At 54.3% G+C, this 26,950-nt stretch carries 20 protein-coding genes and 1 tRNA gene; 13 read left to right on the top strand and 8 right to left on the bottom strand.

All coding sequences use genetic code 11. The features are described 5' to 3' along the window. Window positions 1-200 precede the first annotated feature (200 nt). The 4 genes from PLIM_RS20285 to PLIM_RS23350 form a co-directional block, all read right to left on the bottom strand. The gene (locus PLIM_RS20285) at window positions 201-1,613 is read right to left on the bottom strand and encodes a sulfatase (protein WP_013112191.1); all 1,413 of its coding nucleotides are present in this window, start codon (window positions 1,611-1,613) and stop codon (window positions 201-203) included. A gap of 108 nt (window positions 1,614-1,721) precedes the next feature. Further along, window positions 1,722-2,267 carry a CinA family protein gene (locus PLIM_RS20280; RefSeq protein ID WP_013112190.1) on the bottom strand — a complete coding sequence of 182 codons (546 nt, stop codon included), beginning with the start codon at window positions 2,265-2,267 and terminating at the stop codon, window positions 1,722-1,724. A 73-nt stretch (window positions 2,268-2,340) separates the two neighbouring features. Then, window positions 2,341-3,366 (bottom strand): EF-hand domain-containing protein, encoded by a 1,026-nt coding sequence (locus PLIM_RS20275; protein WP_013112189.1) that lies wholly within the window; start codon window positions 3,364-3,366, stop codon window positions 2,341-2,343. A gap of 347 nt (window positions 3,367-3,713) precedes the next feature. Further along, entirely contained in the window at window positions 3,714-5,303 is a 1,590-nt protein-coding gene (locus PLIM_RS23350; protein WP_230849468.1) for a 3-keto-disaccharide hydrolase, read from the bottom strand. 427 nt (window positions 5,304-5,730) lie between these two features. On the opposite strand from PLIM_RS23350, the gene PLIM_RS23345 reads away from it, so the two are divergent. The 4 genes from PLIM_RS23345 to PLIM_RS20245 all read left to right on the top strand — a co-directional run bounded on the left by PLIM_RS23345 (window position 5,731) and on the right by PLIM_RS20245 (window position 12,778). Further along, window positions 5,731-7,050 carry a TlpA family protein disulfide reductase gene (locus tag PLIM_RS23345; RefSeq protein WP_196349489.1) on the top strand — a complete coding sequence of 440 codons (1,320 nt, stop codon included), beginning with the start codon at window positions 5,731-5,733 and terminating at the stop codon, window positions 7,048-7,050. Between the two features lie 326 nt (window positions 7,051-7,376). Next, window positions 7,377-8,744 carry a TlpA family protein disulfide reductase gene (locus tag PLIM_RS23340; protein WP_013112184.1) on the top strand — a complete coding sequence of 456 codons (1,368 nt, stop codon included), beginning with the start codon at window positions 7,377-7,379 and terminating at the stop codon, window positions 8,742-8,744. 290 nt (window positions 8,745-9,034) lie between these two features. Next, window positions 9,035-11,650 (top strand): redoxin domain-containing protein, encoded by a 2,616-nt coding sequence (locus PLIM_RS20250; RefSeq protein WP_013112183.1) that lies wholly within the window; start codon window positions 9,035-9,037, stop codon window positions 11,648-11,650. 222 nt (window positions 11,651-11,872) lie between these two features. Continuing rightward, a complete protein-coding gene (locus PLIM_RS20245; protein WP_013112182.1) occupies window positions 11,873-12,778 on the top strand; it encodes a TylF/MycF family methyltransferase in 906 nt (301 codons plus the stop codon). Here PLIM_RS20245 and PLIM_RS20240 read toward each other — a convergent pair. Both PLIM_RS20240 and PLIM_RS20235 read right to left on the bottom strand, forming a co-directional pair. Continuing rightward, entirely contained in the window at window positions 12,754-16,284 is a 3,531-nt protein-coding gene (locus PLIM_RS20240) for a hypothetical protein (RefSeq protein ID WP_148227202.1), read from the bottom strand. The genes PLIM_RS20245 and PLIM_RS20240 overlap by 25 nt on opposite strands. Before the next feature lie 87 nt (window positions 16,285-16,371). Continuing rightward, window positions 16,372-17,364: a hypothetical protein gene (locus PLIM_RS20235; protein WP_013112180.1), complete on the bottom strand. Its 993-nt coding sequence runs from the start codon at window positions 17,362-17,364 to the stop codon at window positions 16,372-16,374. Window positions 17,365-17,604: 240 nt separating this feature from the next. Here PLIM_RS20235 and PLIM_RS25105 point away from each other — a divergent pair, with 240 nt between their 5' ends. Further along, a complete protein-coding gene (locus PLIM_RS25105) occupies window positions 17,605-17,703 on the top strand; it encodes a 50S ribosomal protein bL37 (RefSeq protein ID WP_369299131.1) in 99 nt (32 codons plus the stop codon). Window positions 17,704-17,915: 212 nt separating this feature from the next. On the opposite strand, the gene PLIM_RS20230 is transcribed toward PLIM_RS25105, so the two are convergent. Next, on the bottom strand, window positions 17,916-18,224 hold the full coding sequence (locus PLIM_RS20230) for a hypothetical protein (protein ID WP_013112179.1): 309 nt from the start codon (window positions 18,222-18,224) through the stop codon (window positions 17,916-17,918). Window positions 18,225-18,996: 772 nt separating this feature from the next. Here PLIM_RS20230 and PLIM_RS20225 point away from each other — a divergent pair. From PLIM_RS20225 to PLIM_RS20200, 6 genes are all read left to right on the top strand, one after another. Continuing rightward, window positions 18,997-19,239, top strand: a complete 243-nt coding sequence (locus PLIM_RS20225) for a hypothetical protein (protein WP_013112178.1) — start codon at window positions 18,997-18,999, stop codon at window positions 19,237-19,239. A gap of 98 nt (window positions 19,240-19,337) precedes the next feature. Continuing rightward, window positions 19,338-19,424, top strand: a tRNA-Ser gene (locus PLIM_RS20220). A gap of 217 nt (window positions 19,425-19,641) precedes the next feature. Then, the gene (locus PLIM_RS25100; RefSeq protein ID WP_390416249.1) at window positions 19,642-20,082 is read left to right on the top strand and encodes a VOC family protein; all 441 of its coding nucleotides are present in this window, start codon (window positions 19,642-19,644) and stop codon (window positions 20,080-20,082) included. Window positions 20,083-20,200: 118 nt separating this feature from the next. Then, complete coding sequence (locus tag PLIM_RS20210) at window positions 20,201-20,746, top strand: DMP19 family protein (RefSeq protein WP_013112176.1); 546 nt, start codon at window positions 20,201-20,203, stop codon at window positions 20,744-20,746. Window positions 20,747-20,918: 172 nt separating this feature from the next. Continuing rightward, a complete protein-coding gene (locus PLIM_RS23335; protein WP_013112175.1) occupies window positions 20,919-21,572 on the top strand; it encodes a DUF1559 family PulG-like putative transporter in 654 nt (217 codons plus the stop codon). Window positions 21,573-21,950: 378 nt separating this feature from the next. Next, window positions 21,951-22,373, top strand: coding sequence for a protein-tyrosine phosphatase family protein (locus PLIM_RS20200; protein WP_041403980.1), 423 nt, complete (start codon window positions 21,951-21,953; stop codon window positions 22,371-22,373). A gap of 79 nt (window positions 22,374-22,452) precedes the next feature. On the opposite strand, the gene PLIM_RS20195 is transcribed toward PLIM_RS20200, so the two are convergent. After that, complete coding sequence (locus PLIM_RS20195; RefSeq protein ID WP_013112173.1) at window positions 22,453-23,676, bottom strand: sulfite oxidase; 1,224 nt, start codon at window positions 23,674-23,676, stop codon at window positions 22,453-22,455. Between the two features lie 595 nt (window positions 23,677-24,271). On the opposite strand from PLIM_RS20195, the gene PLIM_RS20190 reads away from it, so the two are divergent. Together PLIM_RS20190 and PLIM_RS20185 are read left to right on the top strand one after the other, a co-directional pair. Then, on the top strand, window positions 24,272-25,549 hold the full coding sequence (locus PLIM_RS20190; RefSeq protein ID WP_148227201.1) for a class I SAM-dependent rRNA methyltransferase: 1,278 nt from the start codon (window positions 24,272-24,274) through the stop codon (window positions 25,547-25,549). Between the two features lie 157 nt (window positions 25,550-25,706). Next, entirely contained in the window at window positions 25,707-26,930 is a 1,224-nt protein-coding gene (locus tag PLIM_RS20185) for an FG-GAP repeat domain-containing protein (protein WP_013112171.1), read from the top strand. Window positions 26,931-26,950 lie beyond the last annotated feature (20 nt).

Genomic DNA, 26,950 nt, shown 5'->3' with positions numbered 1-26,950 from the left:
CCACAGGGGGATAGTACATGGAAAACTATACCATTTACGGAAAGCTGCGTTAGTACGTTTCCAATATTCAACCGCGCTCCTTGGTATGGGGTGGCTGAGGCCAAACGTCTTCGCGAACCCCCAGATCGTGCCGAAGAATTCTGGGGGTTCGAAGACTCAACCCCAGCCACCCGCCGCGCAATTCTTTATCGGAATCCGTACTAAGTGGCGGAACCGGCTGCGGCTTTCTTCTTGGCGCCTTTTTTGTTTCCTGCCTTCTTGGCGTTATTGGGCTGGTCAACAACTTTGGGAGCAGCCTGTTCGTGACTCCATTGATCCCATAGTGCCTGCAATTCTTTGACCTTGGCGGGGTTTTCTGAAGCGAGATTTTTCGACTCGGCAATATCACTCGCCAGATCGTAGAGTTCGGGCTGTCCACTCCCTCCGCGGGCGACAACCAGCTTCCAATCGCCCTGGCGAACAGCCCATTGCTCACCAAATCGCCAGTACAAGGTTTCGTGGGGCTTGTTTGCGATGGAACTTGTAAAATAAGGCACCAGATCAACACCATCCAGCTTCCAGGCGGGATCGATTTTGCTCCCTGCTGCGGTGAGCACGGTCGGCAGAACATCCAGGTTGATGACAGGATTGTCGTAAGTTTTTCCAGCGGGGAGCTTACCTTTCCATTGAACGAGGAACGGCACGCGTGTTCCCCCTTCGAAGGTGGTCATTTTGAAGCCGCGCAAGGGGCCATTCTGAGATGTCGTGCCTTGGGTCGGGCCCCCATTGTCGGAAATGAAGAAGACCAGTGTGTTTTCTTCCTGCCCGAGTTCTCGCACCTTGCCCAGCACCTGACCAATGGCGTCATCCATGGCGGACATCATGGCTGCGAAGAGCTTACGCTTGGGATCTGCGATCGATTCAAAGCGATCCAGATACTTCTGTGGAGCCTGCAGTGGAGCATGCTGTGCATTGAACGGAAGATACAAAAACCAGGGAGACTGCTGTTGCTGTCCAATCCACTCCACTGAGCGTTTGGCGTATTCGTCTGTGGTGTAAAAGTTTTCGTCGGAGACTTCTGCGACATCATTCGAGACTCGGGAATCGACAAACTTGGTGGGATGAAAAAACGGGGTGTTCGCGAGTGTGCCGAAGAACTCGTCAAAACCTCGTTTTGTTGGTCGATATTCCGGGCCGTCTCCCAGGTGCCATTTGCCGACACAGGCAGTTTTGTAGCCTAAGCCATGCAGGCGATCAGCCAGAGTTGTTTCCTGAAGATCGAGGCCAGAGACATTGGCAATCCGATTAAACTCATGGCCGAAGCGTGTGGGATAGCGGCCGGTCAACAAGCCGGCTCGCGAAGGACTGCAGTAGGTCGCTGCGACAAAGCCTTGAGTGCATCGCACCCCATTTTTGGCGATTGAATCGATGTGAGGCGTGGGAATCTGTGGATTTCCTTGAATCCCGGTTTCTCCCCATCCGAGGTCATCCGCGTAGAAGATGATGACATTCGGCTTCCGGGAGGTCTGAGTTGGCTCAGCCCCTTGTGCCAGATCGCAGATCGAAGAAATTCCTGCCAGGCAGATCCCCACGAGACAGATCGAAGAGAAATGGAAGCCGTTACGCAGAACCATGATGCCTACTTTCCGAGAATTCAGAGACAACCAAGAGATGACAGGCTGGTTGCCTTACTCAAAAACATGTTTACCTGGCCAGGAGCTTATCTATCACCACTTTGATAGTCAATTATTTTGTACGGGATTCTGGCTGGGGCCAGGGATCTGTTCTGTCACAAAGTCAATGAACAGGCGTGCGACTTCGTGTTGCCGCCAGACGCGCAGTGTTTCAGAAATTTCCGCTGGAACTTGAGACGGTAAATGCCAGCAAGTGCTTTTCGAGAGATGATTTGAGTCTCGAAAAACGATCGCTGCATGGACTTCACCATCCTGTGGGATTGGTGCATGGGGCCCCAGATGACCTGTAATGGCGGCAGCGATATCCGCGTGAGGGGTCAACTGCAGCACACCAGCAGCCATCTCTTGAGCCACTTCACGACTGACGGCTGTGTACTGGGCCAGAGTTGCTGCCGAGACTCCCAGCCAGGTGGTTTTGGTCTGTTCCTGATAAACGACGGCAGATCCACAGAGCCAGGTACTGATGCCGGGAGTCTGTGCCAAGGTGGCGCTGACCAATCCAGCCGTACAGCTTTCGGCAAGGATTAACCTCTGTTTGCTATCGGCCAGTTTGCCCGCCAGCCTGGCTGCTGCCTGTTCGAGAGGTGTGGGCATGACGAGCCTCTGAATGAATCTCTGGCAGAACTCAATCGCGCGGTCGCAGTGACCAAGCGACGTGCTTTATCGACTACTTGGTCTTGCGATAACTGACCGTAAACTCTTCCAGAGTGAGTGATTTTGTGAGATCAGCCCCCACTTTTTCGAACAGTGGCTTCAGACGTTTACTGACACTCCACTCATCGGGATCGACGGAGCCATTTTTGTTGGTGTCGAGCCTGTCAAAGTAGCCTTTGGCTTCGACGGCAATGGCGTCTTCACCTGATGAACTTCCGGCCTGAGGAGGGCCTCCTCGTCCGCCTCGATCACGAGAACCACGGTCGCGCCCCTCACTTCCGGGTGTCGCTCCTGAACTTGCCGATGTGGCCGAGAGATTGCTCGCGACGGTTGATCCGCCGATAGTGCCACCGATGATTCGGGCAGCCATCGCTTCGCTGACAATTTCGTCTGCGGTTTTCGTTACAAAGGCGGGAAGGCGAATCTCGGCAGGAGTGATGTACCCATCGCCGTTATGGTCATAGGAAGCGAAATCTGCCCTGCGGGAGCGGGGCCACTCGGCAAACGAAATCTGATTATCTGCGTTGAGATCGAGAGGCTTGTAATCATCGGGCAAAGTGCGGGGAAAATCGTACTTGGGAACTTCCGTTTTCTTGCCGCGATCACTTCCACGATCTCTGTCGCGACCACCTTCACTGCGATCATCACCGCCGCGGCTACCAAAACTGCCACGACCGCCAAAGCCTTCTCCGCCGAATCCGCCGGGTGGGGGGCCGCCGAATCCACCACCGGATTCTTCGCGTTGCCGACGGAGTTGATCCATGACTCCTGAAAAGTCTTCCCGACTGACAGGACGTGAAAGATCAACGCCACTTTCTTCGAGGCGACCACGCAGAAAGCCGGGCACTCGATCGAGTTCCTCGCCAGAGAGCACACCATCCCCATCGCGATCCATCATGCCCCAGAACCGGGCCGAGCGGTCTTCGCCATCCTGTGCCGCAGCGATGTTTCCCCAGGAAATCGAGGCCACAAAGAATAGACAGCAGCCCCATCGAAGGCCGTTTTCAGCAACTCTGGTCATTGTGGTGGAACCGGGCATTGGCTTGCTCCAGGCTGGCCATGGCAGTGATTCAGGAAAATTCATGCGTAGCACCGCAGGTTCGAGATGTGCCTACGCACTGTTTTAACCCTCAGTTCCGGGGAGAGTATCGCACTTGTCAGCCTTGTCTTGGCTGAATCGTGGAAAGAGGGCCAAAAGTTCCACAGGCACTGATGTTGAGGCGATTGGCCACAATACAGATGCCAATCATCAACTACCCTCCTTGTTTTGGGAAGACTGCGGTTGAGCATTTAAGCGAACTCCAGGTCGTGCCGTAGGTCGCTGGGGGTTCGAAGACTCAACCCCAGCCACCCGCTCTCTGCCACAACATGTGTAACAACAACAGGTTATCTTCGGCAGCGTGCCGGACGACGATGTTTTGTGGGAGGACAACAGGGCGTGGTCGAAACACAGGCGTTGGGCGTAGCAACGACTGGTAAACATGTGGGCACTGGCGGAGTTGTGCTGGCCTGCAGCACCTGGGGTGACAATTCCACCAACCAGAGATTGCGGAATTCAACGGGGTTTCCGTGATTCTGGAACAGAATCGGCAGTGCTTCAGGCCCTTCTTTGGTGCCGCCCCCGGTTTTGTTTTCCAGAGAAACGTGATTCTGGACCACGATGCCGTTGTGCCAGACAGTCAGTCGCCCATTCTGAATTTTGGTTCCCTGTTCATCGAACAGAGGTGCCTGGAACTGGATGTCATAGGTCTGCCAGGAAAGTGGCGGGAACGACATGTTCAAGTCGGGCATTTTGTTGCGATAGATGGCAGCTGCATCGTTGAATTGTGGAATCAACCCAAACGAATCCAGCACCTGCACCTCGTACCGCTTCTGTAGATAAAAGCCGCTGTTGGCCCGTGCCTGACCTTTAGCGAACGGCATAAAGGGCGTTTTGAACTCTGCATGCAAATGGAAGTTCTGCCAGGCCCCTTTGGTTTCGGAACCAATCTGCATGAGACCTTCGGGCGAAATTTTCAAGTTTTTCAACTGGCCGTTGTCTGTCCCATCGAACAGCACCACGGCATTGGCTGGCGGTTGTGCTCCTTCACGTTGGCTCTTCCTTGACCACTTGACGGCCTGGGAAATCAAGGCACCATCACCTTTGAAGAGTTGGCCGGTCTGCCCATCTTTCGTGACGAATTTTCGTCCTTCGGAAGGTTGATTGAAGGTGATCAGCAAACCTTCCGGAGTCGCTTTGCCACTCCCTTGCCACAGCGTTGGCAGTAACTCCGAATCGGCTTTGATTTGCGGAGTTCCAATGGGCATGGTGGCGCGCGCAGCGACTCCGTTGCCGGGTAATCCGCCGGGATAAGCAAGCGCTTCAAACGTCCCGTCTCCCGTGGCGACGACTTGAATTCCCAACCAGTGCCAACCTTTTTCAGCGGACCAATCCCAGGCCATATATTCGCCTTGAAGTGCGAAATCGGGCCCGGCATCCTCGACACGGATGGCCCCCTTTTTCAGATCCACGCCTGTCGGTGACAGAAAGGGTTTATCGACTGGTTTGGGTGGTGCGGCTGGTTTGGTCGGAGCCGGCTTGGGAGGCGCTGGCTTTTTCGCTGGCTCAGATTTTTTGGATTCCGCCGGTTGATCTGCACTCTGTGGTTTTGGCTCAGGCTGCTTTGGAGGCTGTTTCGCGTCCGATGCTTTCGCGACGGTTTGATCTGGTGCAGGAGAAGTAGGCGTAGGTGAAGTGGGTGTCTCTTGGGGCACTGCTGGTGGGACGACTTCGTCGACCATCATCACGGGTGAATTCGGTGCGGGGGGCATGGGCTTTTCGACGGGTGGATTCGCACTCGTCTCCTGACCAGCTGCGCCCGAGTTCATCGGATTCATGGCCGATGCTGGCTGAGCATCCTCAGCGAGAACTTGAAGAGTTGCGGGAGCCCACGTCTGGCTGACAAAAAAGGGAACACCAGCCGCCAAAATGCGCATCGACAACGACCGAAACCACGGATGCTTGATCATGGGCCACACACTCAACGAGAGAATTGGTCTGGGATTGGCAAAAACGGTGAAGAAATACCTACAAAAGGACAATTCGACATATCTTGCCTGCTCACCCCAGCGTGACACAAGCGAGTGTTGATTTGTTTTCCACGGTTTGCGAGTGACTGATGCGGTTACCCGAATTTTTCCTGGAATTCCGCCCCGTCGAGATTCCCTCATGTCACTCGATCACCGTGAAAATTGGCGGTCTTGCCATGGGCAGATTTCAGGGGGAATGTGAAGAAAATCGAGCGATTCCCCGCAGAATTGAGGTGCAATTCTGGTTCATGAAGATGACAATTCACCCGGCGAAGTTCTGCGAGGATGCACGAACGCCTGCCGATACCTAATGGAACAGCCTGAAAGTCATCACATGCTTCGATCCCGAATCCGCTGGTCAATGACGCAAAATTCAACGCACCAGCCATCGATGTCCCGAAATGTCTGCACCTGGCCAGTGGTGGCTGGGAAGTTTGTATTTGCGATCGCGCTGATGACTGGCAGCCAGTTTTCGGCCATGGCACAGGAAGCCGGAGCCCCCCCTGCTGCCGCTGCCAAGCCTGCACCGCAAGACCCACTGAAGCAGGAAGAAGTCAGCGACGCCTTGTATGCCATCCCCAAGGGATCGGCAGATGATATTCTCGAATTCCTTGAAGATCTGCAGCAGAAGCGTCCGCGACTCAAGAGTCGTCAGCAGGCGATTGAACACGCCATTCGAGTTCAAAAAACGATTATCGAAGGGACTGGGCAAGTTCTGGCCATGCCTAAGGTGGAGCTGGATACAGCCGTCGAAGCGGCAGAAATGCATCTCCAGGCACACACTTTGTTAGCAAGCGCGCAGATTGATGGTGCTCAGGAAGCTGCCCTGGCTGCAGCGACCAAACTGAAGGCGGATACTCGCAAAGAAATCTCGGAACTGGCGAATCAGCAGCTCCTCATGTTACGCGTGCTTTCGGCACCGACATTGACTGCTCAGGAACGAGCCACACTCTCGGCCGATATTCTCAAAGCCATCGAGACGACCAAGTACTCGGAAGAGAGTATTGGCATGGGGATGCAATTGGCGATGGTGCTCGAATCGATGCCCGAAACTGGCCCTGCGGTGGATTTCCTCGGTGATCTTGCCAACCTGCTGGACAAGGCGGACAAGAAAGAAATCAAGCAGGCGGCAGAACAGGTGCGAGGAATGGCCCGCCGCATCAACCTGCCGGGCAATACGATGGTTCTGAAGGGGACGACTGTCGATGGCAAGCCCTTTGATCTGGCCAGCCTGAAGGGGAAAGTCGTGCTGGTCGATTTCTGGGCGACATGGTGCGGCCCCTGCATTGCTGAAATGCCCAACCTCAAGAAAGCTTACGAGGCCTATCACGATAAGGGCTTTGAAGTTGTCGGCGTGAGCCTGGATGACAGCAAGGAAGATCTCATGGGCTTCCTTAAAGAGAAGAATGTTCCCTGGACAACTCTCTTCCATGAGGGGACTGAAGAGGCACCCGGTGGCTGGTCCAGCCCACAGGCTGCCTACTATGGCATCAGTGGCATCCCCACCTGCATCCTCATTAATGCCGAAGGCAAGGTGATCTCTCTGGAAGCACGCGGCGAGAACCTGACCAATGAACTCGCCAAATTGCTGGGGCCAGTCAAGGAAGAGCCGAAAGACGAGACCACAGACGACGCTCCTGCCAAGAAGAAGTAACGCCGAAAAGAAGTCAGTCCACTGGCGATCGGGCGGCATGTTCGATAGGCAGAGCTAATCCACACAATCGATCCGGTATCCAGAGCAGCCCTTCCTTGTGAAGGGCTGTTTTGCTTCCTGTTCAACCTGAAATTGCGGGAACTGGGACGATTCCAGAGTTCTCCAACTTTCTTCGTGCATTTTGCGAATCGGATTGATACAACGCAGGTACGCTCACTGAAGATTTCCCTGGAGAGAATTCTTCATTTCCAGAGATTCCAGGTCTGTGGAACTCGTTCTGGATCATCTTGAAAACCGTCCATTTTCTATCTTTGAGGGCTTCGGTTATGCGTCAGATCAATGAACATTGGTTTTCCCGGATTTCGTGGGCGAGTGTGGGCAAAAAGTGGGCGGCACTGGCTGTCGTGGCCATGACGAGCAGTGTCTGCCTGGCTCAGGAAAAACCAGCGACAGTACCTGCGGCACAAATCACCACGGGGAACTCGGAAGCGAAGCCGACAGACGACAAGCAGGCGTCCGATGAAGCCAAGGCCAAAGCTGCCAAAATTCGTGCTGCCGCCATGCAGGGGCTGCTTCCGGAAGATCTCGATCTGAAGCTCCCCGAAGATATCTTCCAACTTCCCGAAAGTGGCATTCCTGAATTGCTGGCCTCGGCCCGACGACTCTCCTCGCCGATGGCTCTTTCGAAGCAGAAGGTCAGCTCTTTCGAAGAGATGAATGCCCTCAGACTCAAAGCCAATAACCTCGTCACCACAGCCACTGAAAAAGTTCTGGCTGATCCAGCCGCCAATGAAAAGCAGGCTTTGCAGGCTGCCGGTCTACTCCTCAATGCGCAGTCGATGCTCTTGAGAGTCGAAGCACCTGGATCGGCACAGTCGGCACTTGCGATTGCCAATCGCCTGGCAACAGATTCCCGCCCAGCCATTGCCAAGATGGCCTCAGAGAAAATCGATGGCTTGCGGATTCTGACGATTCCTCAACTGGAACCGGCAGCGGTGGATACGCTGCTCGCTGAGACACTCAACCGTGTCAAAGTGGCTGATTTCTCGACAGAGAGCATCAAACTCGCCTCAGAGGCAGGTCGCACACTCGAATATGGCAAAGACCCTGCTCTCGCTGCCAGCTATATGTCTCGCCTGGCCGACCTGCTGGAATCGACTGATAAGGAAACTGTCACGCCGATTGCGGAAAGAGTTCGCGGCATTTCGCGGCGTCTGGGACTGGTTGGTAACTCCATGGAAGTTGTCGGCACCACTGTAGAAGGCAAGGATTTCGACCTCGCTTCCCTCAAAGGCAAAGTGGTTCTCGTGGACTTCTGGGCTACCTGGTGCGGCCCCTGCATTGCCGAGATTCCACGCGTCAAGAAGCTCCATGAGGCTTATCACGACAAAGGCTTTGAAGTCGTCGGGATCAGCCTGGATAACAGTATTGAGCCCCTAAAGGAATTCATCGAAAAGCGGGAAATTCCCTGGGTCAACCTGTACCCGGCGAACACCTCGGAAACCAAGGCTGCAGGCTGGAGCAACCCGATTGCCAAGTTCTATGGTGTGAATGCAATTCCGACCTGCATTCTGATTGGTGCCGATGGAAAAGTGATTACCGTCAAGGCCCGCGGGCAGGTTCTCGAAGATGCACTGGCCAAGATTTATGGTCCGCTCCCAGAAGTTGAAGAAAAGGCTGGCGGCCAGAAGTAAGTGGATCAGCTCTCAGGACTTTTGCCTTATGTTCAACAAGGGCAATGTTCTCAAATCCTTTGATCACGAAGCATCACCTGGTTTGCATTCCCAGACAGGTGATGCTTTGAATACTTGGTGATCATTGAGCCGGAAGACGGTCTGCAGGATTCGCTCATTTCCTGCCAGATTCAAACAGCAATGTCCCCGCCTGGGGATATACTTTTTTCATCGGCCTGATTCTGTCGATTTTTCAGAATCGCCGAATTGATGACACCTCTTGATTTCCCCGCCATTCCCGGAAGCGATCCATGTCGCATACTTCCCACCTGCTGCACCATTCACGTTCCCCTTTTCGTTTCGGCGTCACGGTCACATGTCTGGCTGCTGCTTTCTGGGTAACCCCTCGATGGGAAGCATGGGTTGCTGATACTTCGGTTTCTTTGAACGCTGCCGAAATTCCGGCCAGTGCTGTAGCGCCAGAGAATGCTGTTGTTGCAGGGCATTCCTACCATGGCGATGCCTTCGATCAGGGCCCCAGGCAAGCTGCGTACCTGATGGGAACGACGGGGCAGATCCACTTTCCTGTGACGAGTCAGCACAGCCAGGTACAGGCATGGATCAATCAGGGTGTCGGCCAACTTCATGGCTTCTGGTATTTTGAAGCCGAACGATCCTTCCGGCAGGCTGCTCAACTTGATCCCGATTGTGCGATTGCCTATTGGGGCATGGCGATGGCCAATACCAATAATGAAACCCGTGCCAGGAAGTTCATTGAAGAGGCCGTGAAACGCAAAGAGCAGGCCAGCCCTCGCGAAAAGCTGTATATCGATGCCCTTGCGAACTGGTATGCCTTTGATACCAAAGGCGAAGGTGACAAAAAGCGAGAACGGGCTCAAAAGAGCATCAAAGACTACGAAAAGATCGTCTATGAGAACCCTGCTGATCTCGAAGCCAAGGCCTTCCTGGCATTGCAGACCTGGCAGGTGCGGAATGATCTGCCAATTACCAATCATCTGGCCATGAGTGCTTTGCTGGATTCGATTCTCGCCAAAAATCCGCAGCATCCCTGCCATCATTTCGTCATCCATTTGTGGGATTACGAACGTCGCGAACAGGCATTGGCTTCGGCGGCGCAGTGTGGTCAGGTCGCCCCCGGGATTGCCCATATGTGGCATATGCCGGGGCACATCTATTCGGGGCTGAAACGATATGCCGATGCCGCCTTCCAACAGGAGGCTTCAGCGAGGGTGGATCATGCTTACATGATGCGTGACATGGTGATGCCCGACCAGATTCATAATTTTGCCCACAACAACGAGTGGCTGTGCCGAAATCTGATCTTTCTGGGGCGGATGCACGACGTCATTAATGTCGCCAGCAATATGGCCTCGATGCCTATGCACCCCAAATACAACCGCTTTCCCAGCAATGGCAGCCAGCATTTCGGGCGTTTGCGACTGTGGGAGGCGTACTCCCAGTTTGAACTCTGGGAAAAGCTGATTGAATCGGCCCATCAATCGGTTCTTTCGCCGACAGGTCATACTCCGGAACAGATCAAGCGATTGAGAGCCCTGGCCCGCGCTTACGATGCGACAGATCATCTCGCGAAATTCAACGAAACCAGTGCCATCATTCGCGGCTGGCGTGAGCGACTGGCTGAGGATCGCGAACTGGAGATGACGCGGGCAGAAGCCAGGGTTCTGGCTAAAGAGCCGGGCAAACCTCGCGATGAAAAAGCGATCGAATCGGCTCGCAAGTCGGCCGTTCGATCCACGGATGAAACACTAAGGCAACTTGATCGGGCCATTGATGAAATCACGGCAATCGAACTGGCACGAAAAGGGGAGTACGCCGAAGCCATTCGCAAGTTGAACACAGCCGGAGGTGCCAGTGCGCGAGAACTGGCCCGGTTGAGGCTGGCAGCAGGACAGAAAGAAGAAGCCCGGAAGGAACTCGAAAAGTATGTCAGTCAGCATGCCGAAGAAGTCTTGCCGCTGGCGTGGCTGGTGGAGTTACTGATCGATCTCAATGATGAAGCGGCCGCCAGGACTCGTTTTGAAGAGCTTCGTGCGGTGGCGCATAGTGCTGATCTCGACGCTCCCGCCCTGCAGCGAATTTCGAACAAGGCGCGAGCCTGGGGCTTTGCCGACGACTGGCGAATTTCCCGTATTCTGCCGACAGATATCGGTGCCCGTCCGACACTCGCCTCGTTAGGGCCCATCCAGTGGGTTCCTCCTGCGAGTGCCGCCTGGCAGCTTCCCGGCCATCTCCCAGGTTCCACTGAAATCAGTACGGTTTCCAGTCGCGATTATCGTGGCAAACCGACCATCGTTATCTTTTATCTGGGGGCCGGCTGCCTGCACTGTGTCGAGCAGATCCAGAAATTTCTCCCGAAGGTCAATGATTTTCAAGCTGCTGGAATCTCAGTGGTGGCCATCAGTACGGACGATCTGAGTGACCTCAAAAAGTCGATTGATCGCTTTGGCTCACAGATCTCGATGCCCCTCCTGAGCGACGACAGCCTGGAAGTTTTCAAACGGTTCAAAGCGTACGATGACTTCGAAAACCAGCCCATCCATGGCACGTTCCTGATCGATGGACAAGGCCTGATCCGCTGGCATGATCTGGGCGCAGATCCATTTATGGATGTCGATTTTCTCCTGGAGGAATCTCAGCGATTGCTGCATCCCACTTCAGTGAAAAGTGTGACCTATCCTCAACCACGTCCTGCGGGCACACCTGCCTCGGCTCTGGAGCCACTCAATCAGCCTGCAAAAGATCAGCCACAAAGAGATCAACGGCGAAAAGATCGAGGCTCATCGGATCCTTCCGAAAAAGGAAAATCGACTTCGCCAGCCAACTCACCGGCAGCGGCCCAGCAGCCACTGGCGCCGCCGACTGCCATCAAGGCCGATGTCTCCTGAATGTCGCGACTTCAGGTCGACCAGAGACGAGAGCTTTCAGGCTCACGGACTACGTACCAGGTTCTAAACTGTCTTCACGTCTAAACTGTCTCAATTTCTGATATTGGAGAAATTGGCGATTCGCTGTATGAAGTCCCGCTTCAGCATGAAGACGGACTTCAGCCTGCTGTCGTCGTCACGATGACAGAAATGCCCAACCACGTTGAGACTACGGAAACTGCGATGTCCCATCTGGCAGCGCCATTGACGGATATGCCACCCTTGACGGGTGTCGCTGGTACTGACCCTTATATTGAACTGCTGAAAAATGTGCTCACCGGGGCTGTCTACGAAGAAAGTGCCTGGCGCCGTGAAGATGGTTATCACCGCGATAAGTTCCGTCCTCTGAAATCTCTAAGACAGTTCTTCCTCAAGAGCTGGGCGAAACGCGGCTATCTGGTCGTGAAAGCCCAGCACTTCGATGCCAAAAAACGAGAACTGGGAACAGACTGGCCTCTGTTTGGCTACTCCATGGTCGGAAAACGACGGCTCGATCAACTCGAAGTCGCCATCCGCACCATTGCGGCCGAACAGATCCCTGGGAATATTCTCGAAGCGGGCGTCTGGCGTGGCGGTGCCAGCATGTTCATGAAGGCTCTACTGAATCATCTGGGCGAAGGCCATCGTCAATTATGGCTGGCTGACTCTTTTGAAGGGTTGCCCAAACCGCGATTGGCCCCGGATACCAAAGATAAGCGGCACGATCTTTCCGAATGCGACTTCCTCAAGGTCTCGATTGAAACGGTCTCCGCGAACTTCGAACGATTTGGCCTGCTCGACGAGAACGTCAGGTTTCTTAAAGGCTGGTTCTGTGATTCACTCCCACATGCCAACCCGGGGAAACTGGCGTTACTGCGGCTGGACGGCGATTTGTACGAATCGACCATGGATGTTCTTAAGCCGCTCTATCAGAACGTCGTCCCTGGCGGGTTCGTCGTTGTGGATGACTATCTGGCCTGGAGTGGTTGCCGGGAAGCGATTGACGAGTTCCGCGAACTCCACAAGATCAATGCCCCGATGTTCAACATTGATGGGACCGGCGTCTACTGGCGAGTCCCGCAGGCTCAGCCTTCAGTTGCAGCGGCCTGATTTTCAGCCGGTTGATCTTCTGTCGGGAAGACCATGATGGAGGGCAACAATCGAGGTTGTCCTCCATCAGTCATTAATTCAGCGGGCTTCTGGCATTCCCAGGCAGCGACCCACGCATCCCATTCAAGAGTCTGATCCTGATAAAGGACTTCATCACGGCGAATGGATTCCAGGCCATTCGCTTTCGCCAGGGTGCGAGGACGCGGGTGAATTATGGGCTGATCACTCAGTGAATAGATCACTTCTTCGCAATAGCTGGGATCAGGCCACAAAATGATCCCTTCCGTACCAATATCGTAACGTCGATTGTGATCGCACAGCCTGGCTTCAATCTGTTCGCGGATGACAGTCACAGTGCCGGATTTGTAAAAGCCCAACAGAGCCAGTCGTAAGACTTGGCGCTCTGCCTCGGGAAGATGTTGAATCCAGCCCGATTTTCTCCAGCCAGCCACAATCAGCCCGGATTGTTCGGCAAATTCCAGTTCGGCATCTTCATCGAGAGATTCAGAATCACTGAGTTGACGATCACTAGGTTGAGGATCACTGAGCTGAATAACGATTCGATTGGTCGCAATCGACATCGATCTGATTTCTGGCGCCGGTCGTGTCCAGAGCTCGGAAGCCTCCAGAAACCGCAAGAGGTCGCGCTCAATAAAGTGCTGGAGCGACTCGATCAGTTGCTCGAGTTGAGTTTCTGTACGAGCCAGCTTGCGCAGGCGATCTTCCGGTTTATCGAGCCGGGCGGCTTTGCGACGGCGTGCAAAAAGCTTGGGGATTGTTCCGGAGTGAAAGCCGGGCTTGAGCAGCCGGAGCATGGTCTCGCCATGATGTCCGATAATGGCTGGCCCGACATCCTTCCTGCGATTGGCTTTGTAGAGTCGCCAGTTCTCTTTGAGTTCCCAGACCAGAAAGCCAAACATACCCGGGATGCAGGTGATGATGATGGTCCCCATCGCGTTGGCCAGCCAATGACCGAATCGATGACCGATAAACGCTGAAAAAATGGGCGATAACAGCGGAGCACTCCACTTCGTCAGGGGAATAGCGAGTGGCAACAGCAGCTTGTGAGAAACCGTCACCACAGGAAAGTGCTTGATGGGGTTGACCTGTGGCTCAATCAAAAGGGTAACGCAGAACCTGACGACAGAAGCGACAATTCCCCAGAAGGCTCCCAATACGGCCTTGAAGCTCAGCGAAATGGCTGATTCTCCCGAGCGGAATCGCAGCCATTCATCGACGGTGTAGAGCACACGTTCGATCAGATCCATCAGACGACGAAACATATCGAGAATAAATGAAAACAGCGCCACGACCACGCGAACACGGAACTGATGCCAGATCTCGGAAGCCCATTCGGTCACGAGTTCTTCGGTGTCGCGTCCCATTCGCGAGTTGAGCAGCAACAGGCTCAGCACGAATGTCCCCATGGCCATCCAGTTCCATCGCTGAGGCAATTGGCCACTGGCCCATACAGCCAGCCAGATGGCCATCGTCACCAGGGCTGGAGTCCACAGGTACCGGCGGATGATCTTCACTGGTAAGCTGCGTAAGAAAGCCTGCACGAGCTTCTGCTTCAGCAGCCAATGGGGAATGTCATAAGCCACGGCTCGCAGAAATTTCCAGGTCGATTCGGTCAGGCTCCACAGTTTCTGTCGAAAGGTCGGGACATGAATCAGTGCCAGGAGAAACGTGCCGCAGACAACCACACTTTCCAGCGTCGCCAGATGCAGGTGATGTTCCGTCAGCCATTCGACAATCGGCCCGATGAGATGCTGCAAGCCTTCGAGGATCACGTACGCACCGCCATACGGAAGCGCGACAAATTTGGTAAAGATCCGGCCAGCAGGTAAACCAAAAGCGAGTGAACTCAACCGCTGAAAGCCTCGCAGATACAGCGGCCCGCGCTGATAAACACCTGCCAGTGGCTTTTCCAGTGCGCGATCGGTCTTCAGCAAGGCGTCTCCGCCCAGGAACTCTTTGACACTTGAAAGATCAGATAGCTTCAAGGCGTTCCGCGAGAGTGCATCACGCACATGTCCCAGTCCAAAGAAGCCTTGTTCAACGACGTGATCAAGCAGTTCATCGACGACTCTGCCAAAGGCCATTGTTTCTACAAAGTTCGTGCTGACCAGGCCCGAACTGCGCAGAGCTTCTTCGATCAAGGGCTTCAATTGCCGGCGTGCCAGTTTCTCGGCAGCATGGGCCGCATCTTCCAGCAAAAGATAAAGTTCTTCGCGATGCCGGGGAGCAATCTGTGCGGCTCCGATGCGTGAAATGGCCAATCGCAAGTGGCGGGTAATGAGCACGAGCTTCTGATTGGGAAGTGGCGTTTTGAGTGGTTTTCGACCGAAGGAAAACAGCCATTGCCAGGTATCGATCTGATAGGTTTCCCGCTCGGAATCGATACAGACTTTCTGCAGGTCGTACACCAGTCGCGAGGCGTTATTCCAGAACCCATACTGGGCAGCTTCTGTCAGAGAGGCCAGAACTTCCTTCCAGCGAGGATGGGTCGATTCTTCCAGCTCGAGAGCATGGATCAGGCGTGTTGCGAGATGATCGAGGTGTGTTTCGAACTGGGACTGAATTTCCCGAGTCATCTCCGTGGGTGCCGCTTCGAGCGCGCTGGCCAGAAGAATTGCCGCACGAGCATCGTTACCTCTCGCGGCGGGTTTGCTCGCTGCTCGAACAAACCGTCTGGCTCTGACTGCTGATCGTTTCTGTCTTTTGCGATGGCCAGATTCAGGCGTTGCCTCCGTAGGGATGACCTGATCTTCCTGAACTTCGGTGGTCTTCAGCTCCAGTGGGCATGTTTCCCGGAAGATTTCTTCGACAGCAATCCCCTCGCGCAGCATGGCTTCAAGTGCAGCGTTGATGCCTAGGGAAGGGAAATAATATGTCAGCAGGTCTGGCTCAAAAAACTTCAATTCGAAGAACAAAGCTGCGAACTCGGCGTAAATCTGCCGGGGGTTTTCTGGATCGAGCAGCAGACCTTCACTTTTTAAGACCCCTTTGATCTCATCGAATTCTGTTTGGCCAATCTGGTCGATTCTGGAACGCAGTTCCGCGAGGGGAAAACTACCGGGCTCGACTTTTTGATACATGGCCAGATCGAGCCGGGCATGAAAGAGCGCCCGCCAGTACAGCCTCAGCAATTGAGGCTTGTTCTCAATGGGTGAACCCGCGAATCGATCTTCGCGTGCAATGAGAATGATCGTATCGGGTAAACTTTCGCCGATCTCGATTCCCAGCTCATCACGAGCCACAAACCAGACCAGTCTGTCCCGAGGAATCACATAGGTTCTTGAGTGGGGCACACTCAGCCAGATGCTCGACAGCTCCAGTTCACTGCGAATCACCCGTCGCAGGACACGCGGCATCACCACAAAGGCCCGGTGATCCAGTTGATGGATTTCCGCTTCTACATCAATGGTCCAGTCAGCCGCTGCGAGAGGATTGGTTCCTCCTCCTGCGAATCCTGCCTGACCATTTTCAATTGGCGAACCCATCGTCGAGACTTTCTGCTTCAGGTTCGTTTCCACCGCGCCTGGTAATCCAGATCATCAAACATTGTGCAGGTTCTGACAGGCTTCGTCTCAGGAAATCAATCCTTCTCCAAAGGCCTCATCATCTGGCTGTGGCATTTTAGCAGGCTTCGTCTCGGATCGTTTTTTATCGTCGGCAGGCTGATGAGCCGGTGTTTGTGGGCGACTCTGATGGACCGGGCGAGAACTTGTCTGAGGGGAATCTGAAGTCTCGGAGAGATCAAGCCCGGCTGCAAAATCATCGTTCGATTCTGGGGCACTACTAACACGACTGGCACTTGCCGGGCGAGAAATTGTCGGGCTTAAACCTGTGGAACTGCGAGGCTCTTGATGGGGAGATTTTCGCCTGGCTTCCCGTGCCGCGGATGCCGTTTTGATCTCAGGAACATCGGGAGGAAGAGCAGGCTGCGGTTCTGACTCATGATGGAGATCAGGTTCCAACAGCTCCTGATTCTGACTGCCGGGGATTTCCTCTACACCTCGACGCTTTTGAGATGATCGGCTCTCGTGGGCACGCCTGTCCGCAGACCTGTCTGCTGCCGGTTGCTGAGGATTTACCTCGGGCACATTCTCATCTTCGTGTGTTTCTCGAAGACCAGCGGCATTCCGAGAGGGCGTTTGGTCTTCGGACTTCGCGGCAGGTGCGGGTGCTTGAGGAGCGACAGGAGCTGATGGCTGGCGAGAACTGGCACCAGTTCCCTGGTAAGGAGGCTTTGGCCCTTTAGGAACTGTGCGAGGTTGCACGACACCGGGCTGAGAAATGCGATGGGGATCAGCATCCTCCAGAAACTGAGGGCCGCGTGGCGCGTGAGGATCGAACTCGACGATCGGACGCAGCTTCCTGAGGCTGGCTTCTTCGAGAATCATCCACCGGGGCGAATCGTGAGAACCCTGACCAGAACTTCCGCGATTCGAACCTTCACGTCCAGAACATTGGCAAACGACCGAAGTGATCGTGGCTGGCAATAATCGCTGTGCACCGCATGCCGGGCATTTCCAGACGCGGCGGCAATCGGTCTGTATGCGTCCCCAAGGCCCTTTCATTGTCCCGCACTTTCCTGAATTCAGAACCTGACCCAGCCAAAACCAGTCTCTGAAGAATATCGCTTAGATCGCAATAACGCCATGCATGGAATGAAGTTATGCCATTCTTTCCGGGCAGGAAATTCGGCTCTGGCTGCACTCGCTTGGCAAAGGGAAAGGACTCGATTACACTCTTTTCTCCTTGCTTACCAAGGAAAAATTTCTGTAGTTCGTCTAGTGCTTTCTCAAAAGTAGCCCAACATGGCCAAGAACACACGCAAACTGAAGCCCGCCAATCATGGTACACGTCCTGCCAGTTCGAAGGCCCGGAAGGCCAAGCGAGCAAAGGTTCGTACGTAATTTTGAACTGAAGAAGCGCCACTTCCAGTCGACAGCCACATCTGGTTCGCCAGGGTATTGCGCTGTAACGTGACTGTTGATGAAAAACATTCAAGCCAAGAGCCTGTTGGATTGCCGTCCAACAGGCTCTTGGCTTTTGGGTGTCTCTGAATCTGCGATCAACGGTGCGCGGAGTCGTTTAAGAGGCGATTCATCAAGTTTTTCAGCCAGCCTTATGGGCGTTCGCCGGAGAAGTCGCCATTCGGGACGATGTTGCAGTAGTTATCGCAGAAGTCTTGACGATCACTGTACTTAGAGCCGTAGGTACCACCCATGTGGCCATCGAGTCCACCGACCTTGTAGGACTGATTGATGTTGCCGAACGCTGCACCCACGTCTTCGAGTTCGTTGTTGATATTGAGGGCGACTTCGGACAGCCCGACGATCATGGCCAGGACAGCAATGGTCGAGACGAGGACGAGTTCGGCCGAAACGATGAAACCAGCTTCGTCGTTGATCAGTTGGTTGAGCAGGTGAGCCATGATTCGAGTTCTTTCTGATGGATGTTCTGTAATTGCTGTTAAGCGTTACCAGCAGTGTTGAGTCGTTGCCGGGTGATGACAGAATGTAAAGCACCTTGAATGCCAAACGGGATCCACCGTTCCACCAACTGAACACTTTCGAGGCAGGCTGATCACTGCAACTCGTTTGCATCCATAATGTTACGGCTCGACATTTGTTTTATGAGCCCATCTCCTTTCGAATTCATTTCCACTTGATCACGTTGCCAGAAGGCCACATGGGATGACACTTTAGCCGCTCTGATTTCGACATAAAGCGTTTCATGGAAGAAGCTTGCGAATTATGTATTCCACAAAAGCCACTGTGGGAAATTGGCAACAGGGCTTTGAGGTGAAAAAGAAACACTCGTGGTGAAAGCTCCCTGCCTGTGGCCAAAAGTCACCGGGGAGTTCAGCGATCTGAACAAGCTCGATCTAACCCGGGAGGATCCGCGGGAGCCACGGGGTGCTGTATGGGCCTGCTGAAAAATCTGATAGGCCGTGGAGTTGAAGGACAGCGGCTAATCTGCGAAACTGCCCGGTTCGTTCGCGGATTTAAGTCCCGGCATTGTGTTGTTTTATTGCCGACCCTGATCTGCGAATTCTGTTCATATTGAAATGGTTGAACTGAACTGGCTCTTGCCAGATCCCGACAAAAGATTCTCACAGACATCAGCCCAGGCCAAATAAATTCAACTCTGCCTTTGTCGTAGGTCTTTGCAGAAGTTGAAGCTGTATCGAAAGGTTTTTTTCCATGCCACTCAGCCGTGAAGTTCTCGAACGTCAGCTTTCCTCCGCCCGCAAAGCACTGGCTCAGCAGGCTGAAACACTGGGCAAGGCTGGTGTTGAGCAGTCGAAGTTCTCGAAGTACCCAGCCTACCGCGAGCTTTCTGCCAACTGCCTGAAGATTTCCCGCCGGCTGAATGCCGTCGCCGTGATTGAAAAGAACAACGAGCTGGTCGCTGCCCGCAAGGCCGGCACTGAAGCCGCCGAATAATAGGACAGCTGAGAAATATTCGAGCCATAGGTCTCCTGGCGAGTTGATACATCGCCGGAGCTTTGGCTGAGACAAGAATGGCTGAGGCCATTCCTTCTGGAGAGGTGGCAGAGCGGTCGATTGTGCAGCACTGGAAATGCTGTGTACTCGAAAGGGTACCGAGGGTTCGAATCCCTCCCTCTCCGCTTGGATGTAACACAGAGGCTCTTCGATAACTGATCGAAGAGCCTTTTCGCTTTTCGAGTGGGCGTAGATCCTCGATATTGAGTTCCAGCCGCCTTACGTCAGCCGATTGGTGTTGGTGCAGGAACCACAATTCGGTCTACTGCGGTCGATTGATGTTCGAGCACGACACCTGCTCGAAGTCTCTTGAAGGAACGTGGTGATAATCCAAAACATCGCATGAACCGGATGCGGCTTGGTATCTGCTGCAACGATAAGCATCACTCGCCGCATTCGGTACAATGTGTTGCCAGGAGCCTGTTACGCGTAATGAATATCACCCTGAATCTCGTCGTCTTGAGGTCGCCGGACATAACGCGTGCTGCGGCATTCTACTCACGCCTTGGTTTGCACTTCAGCAAGCATAGGCATGGTGCGGGACCTGAGCACTACGCCGCAGAGTTGCCGGGGGGCGTTGTGTTCGAGCTTTATCCAGAGTCCGACGGTGCATCCACACTGGGCACTCACATTGGCTTTCGGGTCCTATCGGTTGATGAGGCAATAGTCGCATTGAGCGATTTTCCAGACGCAGTCGCCAGCGCACCTCGTGACTCTGAATGGGGCCGTCGAGCAGTTGTTATCGACCCGGACGGACACAAAGTGGAACTGATTCAGGCATGATTACGCCCTCTAACCGTTTGCTGCAGGGAACCCAGCTTGAGCGTCGAGCGGGCAGACTGCGCGTCCCGTCTGCCGTGTTGCAAAGTTTGGGTTACTCGTTGGCACGGGGAGGAAACACATGACATTTCTCTCAGAATTCGAAGATCTGACTTCACGCGAGCTCATTGAGCGGCTGTCGACTCGAATTTACGAGCCTGCGTTCTGCAAAGCTCGCGACCAGATATTCGCCGTTCCGTCCTCGCTTCGTGTGGTCATACTCGTGCTTGACTTCGACACGGAGGTCAACATGCAGGGAATGCTTGGCTTTCTGGAGAACTCGACGGGCCGCTATATCTCTGAGACAATCGAGTCCTTCCATCAAATCGGAGCACATGCGACAGCTAAAGTCCTGCAAAACATCCATGGGATTCTCGAAACGCACGGCATATCGACTTCGCAATTGCGATCCGACTTTGATAGGACTACGCTTTATCAGGTAACGAGCTTCAACGAGCTACACGGCGACCTAGGATCACTTCCGAAAGAAGTTGAACGTGAATCGCAGCGACTTTACGTCTATGCGGAGTCCGGGTGTAGCGAGGACGTGTGGTCATTGCTCGACTCATTCGTTGACGCCAACCGTCCTGGCATACTTGCGGAGCTCGCGCGGGTTAGTGACGCATAGTCTACAAATCATCGCACCCACCGGAACGCGGTTCGGGGCATGTGGTACCCGTTCGTGGCGGCCGGCGTCCCGCTTTGGGCCGAGGAACGTCGATCCAGGGGCTGCACTTGGTACCAGCATCATGTAGGTTTCCGGAATGATCACGCCAGGCGATCTTGCTCAGGAGAGAGTGATGAATTTCAAAAGTCGCCTTTTCACACGTCCTTTACTGTTTATGGCGGCTGTTGTTTCTATCGTTCTCGCTGGGTTATTAGTCCAGAATATACTCAATCATCGCAAGGCGATTGATAATACATATCGAAGAGGTATGATCGCGCAGATTCGATTTGCTTTAATGCGATACAGAGATGTTTATGGGGTGTTGCCTCCCCTGAGTACTAACCCAAAAGATGGAGGGGAAGGGCTGAGTTGGCGAGTTCTGATTCTTCCGTTTTTAGGGGAGCGGGAACTGTATTCGCAGTTTGACCTTTCTCACTCGTGGGACAGCCAGATTAATCGTGCCCTTGTCGATAAAATGCCAGAGCGTCTTTTCAAGTTTGTAAAGCAAGATGGTGGAGGCAAGACTCGTTACGCTGCCTTGTCACGCAACGGCGACTGGGGAGTAGATCCTACGTGGGACGGCAGATCAAGGCCCTCTCCCAATCCGATTTTTCTAGTTGAGTCAGCGGAGCCGATCATCTGGACTCGGCCGCAAGACATTACTGTGCCCACCAGCGGGGTAGAAAAGGAAAAATCTATTGTTCGCTCAATTTCAGGTGATCCGCCGTTTGGGGTTGGTCCATGGGGAGGCATTGTAAAACTCAAGGTTGGAGACTGTTTCGAGTAAAATATCTGGCAAAGAATGAGGCATAAGTACCAGTGTGCGTTTTCATCTTCTACTGGTTTCTAGCACTGCGGGTTCACAAAGGTTGCTTCCCTTTGACATGCCTCTGAACTTCTACCAATTCGTTTCATCTCATGGCTGTCGCGTGGGCGCTGCGGATGTGGATTATTAGACAGGAAGGTGAGAAGGGGCCAGGTGGTCCTGGTAGAGATTCTGATTTTCCCCGGAGTTGTGATTGAGACAGGCAGGCGGAGGCCTGCCCTGTGGGAACAGACAGCGCTTGCTAGACTGTGGCAATATCGAGTGCGGTTTTCAGGCACGCTCACCCCAGTTGCGGACTTCGTAAAGGCGGCAGTTCGAAGTCAGGGAGTCGTCGAGGCGATGAATCAGATCGAACCTCACCCCATTTGGATCGGCCACGCAGGAGACGGGCAAGCGTTTCGGGCGATCTTCGACGCCGGTATCAGGGCGATCGTACAACTATCCGTCGAGGAACCGCCTATTCAGCCGCCCCGGGAATTAATCTACCAGCGGTATCCACTCCTCGATGGGGAGGGAAATGACCGTACCATGCTACGCCTCGCCATTGATGCGGTCAAAGGGCTGATTATGGCGGGCATACCCACGCTCGTCTGCTGCGGGGCGGGAATGAGCAGATCACCGATTATCTCCGCTGCTGCCTTATCCGTTGCGTACCAGATCGACTTTGAGGACGCTCTCCAAAAGGTCCTGGAGCATCGCCCCGCCGATATCTCACCTGCCCTTTTGCACGAGATCAGAGCGACTTTGATAGGCGAGCATTGAGATAGCTGGGGACGGGTAGGCAGCAGTAACCCACCCATCAAGAACCCTTTACGACCTCATCGAGCGTCGTGAATCTGGCTTACGCGCCCTGACCGGCACCTGCTACGGGGAGTGTGTGCCAGGAGTTGAGTTGATAGCCTTTAATATTGAACTTCTGCGATTCGGGCTGTGAGTTTCCCGCACGATCAAAGGCGCGGACAGTGACTGTCTTCACTCCCTCAGCCGGGATTGTCGCTGACCATAATGACCAGGTGTTTTTCCCGGGAGCGGTGATGATCCGGGCCGGCTGCCAGCTCTTGCCGCGATCGGTGCTGATTTCAACGCGTTCAATCGCGTTGCCCAGGCTCCCTTGAGCGAGTGCGAAGCCGCGAATGCGCAGGTTGTTATCGAAGCGGCGAATTTCGGTGATGGCCGAGTTCAGGATAAACTCCATAATCGGAGCGGCATTCGCTGTTGATTCGGGTTTGTCGTCGTAAACAACCTTGTACACATCCTGCACAAAGAAATTGGGCGAGGGTTTGTCACTCACAACAATTTTGGCCAGCCATTTCACACTGCGGGCACCAATGTAGCCTGGGACGACATTACGCAGCGGGAAGCCATGCTCGGGAAGCAGGGGGTCACCATTCATCCCCCAGGCGAGCAAAGTTTCTTCTCCCGCCTGATCCTGCATTGCCTTTTCGAGGGGAATGGAGGCCCCGAAAGGAAAGGGATCTCCGTGGCCTTCGACGGCATCCAGTCCTTCAAACCAGATATGCTTGGCCTCGGCTTTGACGCCGCAATGCTTAAGAACTTGAGCGAGTGAAACGCCTTGCCAGTCACACGTTCCAATCGCACCGACATCCCAGGGGACACCCGGCGCTTTGCGTCCGCCGAGTGCGAATTCATTGCGCCGATTACCGGCACAAACCATGGTGGCGAGAGTCGAAGTGGCGGGGAAGCGTTCTTGAAGTTCCGGCAAAGTGAACGTGACGGGACGCTCGACAAGACCACTGATGCTGAGCCGGAAACTCTTTTCGTCAATCCGGGGAATCTTCCCATGGCTGCGAACATACAGGCTGCGGGTGGGTGTGAGCCATTGCGAAGTCAGTTCTGGAGCGGGTGGCTCGGCATTATAAGGGGTGGCCTGCCTGGTAATGAGCCGCTTGATATCAGCACTGATCAGGTCGAGAGCCGGTTCGTCGGCACGCAGTGGGCGTTCGAGTTGCCCGAAGTTGGTATTCCACAGACCCATTGCAGCCAGAAGCCCTGCCGATTGACCCATAAAGTGACGGCGGCTGGAGGGGTGAGGGATGTGCAGCATTGGTGAAGCCCTTGATGATTCTCGGGGAGTTCGTCGATACCGGGTGCTGATCGTTACGGGGTGAATTTGCGGAGATTCCCGAGTGGAGAATGGACTCGCATGTTCACTGGTTTCAAGAATCGCGTGGTGTGATCTCTGTTCAACTGCTGGAATGTTGAATAATTGAGTTTAGCTGGAAATGGGTTGGCATGACAGATCGAACCGGGGGCACTCCATCAATCGTGGCGAAGCGGGCCGACCGCTACTGTCTTTGAAACACAACTTTGCAGGCGTGCTGATCTGAGGTGTGGCAGTAGAATGAGTGGCTGGGGTCAAACGTCCTCGTTTGCCCCCAGGTCATGGGAGGTTGACTGTTCATAGCAAACAGTTGAAAACTCAGAAAAGCATGTTTCGGATGCATTTGTGCTGGTGAATTCGATTGACCAGGGGGCGGATGAAGACATCCGCCCCCTGCCACCCGGGAAAGAACCACGCCCTTTCGCACTGTTTTGATTTTTGGGCTTCAGGGTCGTGCCACCCAAGGCTGCGTGAAAGGTTGTGTGCCAAGGACGTCCGACCGCTGGCGAGATGGGAGATTTCTTGTCAAACTGGCGTGATGTCGCTGATTCGTCCTGTTGATCGTCCCCCGGTTCATTTACGCCTGGCGCGAGATTTATCGCGTTCCATTCGGAGGGGGCATCCGTGGGTTTATGCAGAGTCTCTGCGCGAGATTCCGAAAGTTCCCGCGGGATCAAGAGCTGTCTTGCTCGATTACAAGCACAATCGCGAGATTGCCAAAGGGTATGTCGATCCGAACAGTCCGATTGCCTTCCGCGCCTGTACGAGCGACGAAAAAGATCGACTTGATGATCGCTGGGCGAGGCGGCAGTTTGACCGGGCGTATCGTTTGAGAAAGGCGCTGTTTCGCAATCCGTTTTCGCGAGATGGTTCTGCCCGAGATCAGATCGAAGGTGCGGCCCCCGTCGATGACATAGCGGGACGCCCGAATCTGACGACAGGTTTTCGACTGTTCCATGGCGAAGGAGATGGCCTGCCGGGATTGGTCGTCGATGTTTACGGGGATGTGGCTGTCATAAAGCTTGATGGGCCCGCAGCCACCACCTTCTGGCAGGCCGAAGGGATTGCGGAGTGGCTGATGCAGGCTACCCGAGTGAAAGCTGTGGTGCAGCGGGAACGCGATCGAGGGAAAGAAGCCCGCGTGATTGCGGGTGAACTGACAGAGGCGGCTGTCCCCTTTCTCGAGTACGGGCTGAAGTTCACTGCGGATGTGCTGCATGGCCAGAAGACCGGGTTCTTTCTCGATCAGCGCGAGAATCGGGCACTGATCCGGAAGCTGTCTTACAATCGCCGTGTGCTGAATCTCTTCAGTTATACCGGTGGATTCTCGATTGCTGCAGGCGTGGGTGGTGCTCAGCATGTGACGAGCGTCGATGTGGCAGAACCGGCGATTGAAGTGGCTCGGCAGCATTGGGAACTCAACGAACTTCCGGCCAGTCAGCACGAGGCGATTGCAGCTGATGTCTTTGATTTTCTCGCAGAGGCCAAGAAGGCTGGCCATCGGTGGGAAGTGATGGTTGTTGATCCACCCTCATTTGCGCCGTCGCAGGAATCGCTGACCCGGGCGATTGCGAGCTACGAGCGGCTGTTTGGCATGGCGGCAGAACTGGTGAGTGCATCCGGTCTGCTGGCCGTCGCCTCCTGTTCGAGTCATTTGCGTGATCAGCAGTTTTTAGAGATCTGCGAAGAATCGTTGAGTGCAGCCCGCCGGCGCGGACGGATTCTCACGTTCAACGGCCCCCCGGCCGATCATCCCGCTCCTTTGGCCCTGCGAGAATTCCGCTATTTGAAATTCGCCTTGATGCAACTGGATTAGCGGAGGGCGAATTCGTAGGGCAGGCTCCCGGGCCTCTGAAACAGAGAAGGTGGGGCTGTCATTTGTGGTTCCCTTTGCGTTACAACAAATGTTCTTCAGTTGATGGGTTGTCGCTCACTCGACTGCTGATGAGCTAACGACAGCAGAGGTTGCTTCCATGCGTTTCCACATATTGACTTTATTGATTGGTGTCTCGTTGTGGACATCCGCCACTGCAGCCGAGTTCCCGAAGTTTCGGCGACAGGTGATTGACCCTGAGATCGGCAAAGTCTGTTATGCCGTCAGTACGGCTGATGTGAATGGCGATGGCAAGCCGGATGTGGTGGCGGTGAGTGAGAACCGCATTCAGTGGTATGAAAATCCTACCTGGCAAAAGCATGTGATTCTCGAGGATCAGACCGAACGCGATAACGTTTGTCTGGCGGCTCACGATATCGATGGTGATGGTCAGATCGACTTCGCAGTGGGCGCCGGCTGGACGAAGATTGGCACGTTGCAGTGGATCAGCAGGCAGGCCGATCCCAAGGCGCTCTGGAAGGTGAACTTGATTGGTCAAGAACTCAGCACGCACCGGATGTCGTTTGCGGATGTGCAGGGGAAGGGAAAGCCGCAACTGGTGGTCTCACCGCTCAATCGCTCCGTGGCGGAAGGAGCCAGGCTGCTGGCCTTTGAGATTCCAAAGAACCCAGTGACTGATCGCTGGCAGGCTATTCCTCTCGACTCGACTCTCAACCGATTGCACGCGCATACGCATATCGACTGGAATCCGGGGCGCGATATGGAAACGTTGACCGCATCACAGGAAGGTGTGCACTTAATCGACTTGAAACGGCCTGCTGCTTTTGCAAAGCGTAAGCTGGTCGAAGGTGCCAGTGGGACATCGCCGGAGCAAAAAGGGGCTGGTGAAGTCAAGTCTGGTCAGTTGAGTTGGAATGCCAAGGGGGGCTCGATTCTCTCCAGCAGACAATATCTGGCAACGATCGAACCGATGCATGGGACAGATGCCGTGGTCTACGTTTCGGAAAATGATGAAAGAACCCAGTGGAAGCGGGTGGTTCTGGAAACGGGCCTGAAGCAGGGGCATGCATTGTGGACGGTTGATCTCAATCATGATGGTTACGATGAAGTCGTGGTGGGATTTCGAGAGAAAGGGACGGCTCTGACCAAGGGGCCGGGCTTGATGGTTTTTGAGTGTGTTGACGCCAAAAGTTCCGATGGCCCAACAGGATCAACGTGGAAAAAGCATGTGATTGACGATGGTGGATGCGCTGTGGAAGACGCTTTGGCAGCCGACCTCAACGGCGATGGCCAACCTGATCTGATAGCCGGCGGCCGCGCCACGCATAACGTGGTAATTTATTGGAATGAGTTTTCAAATTGACCCGACATGAATCAACCTCC

The sequence above is a fragment of the Planctopirus limnophila DSM 3776 genome, assembly GCF_000092105.1.
Taxonomy (GTDB): Bacteria; Planctomycetota; Planctomycetia; order Planctomycetales; family Planctomycetaceae; genus Planctopirus; species Planctopirus limnophila.
Note: the sequence above shows the minus strand (reverse complement) of the source record. Positions and strands in the feature narration are given on the sequence as shown.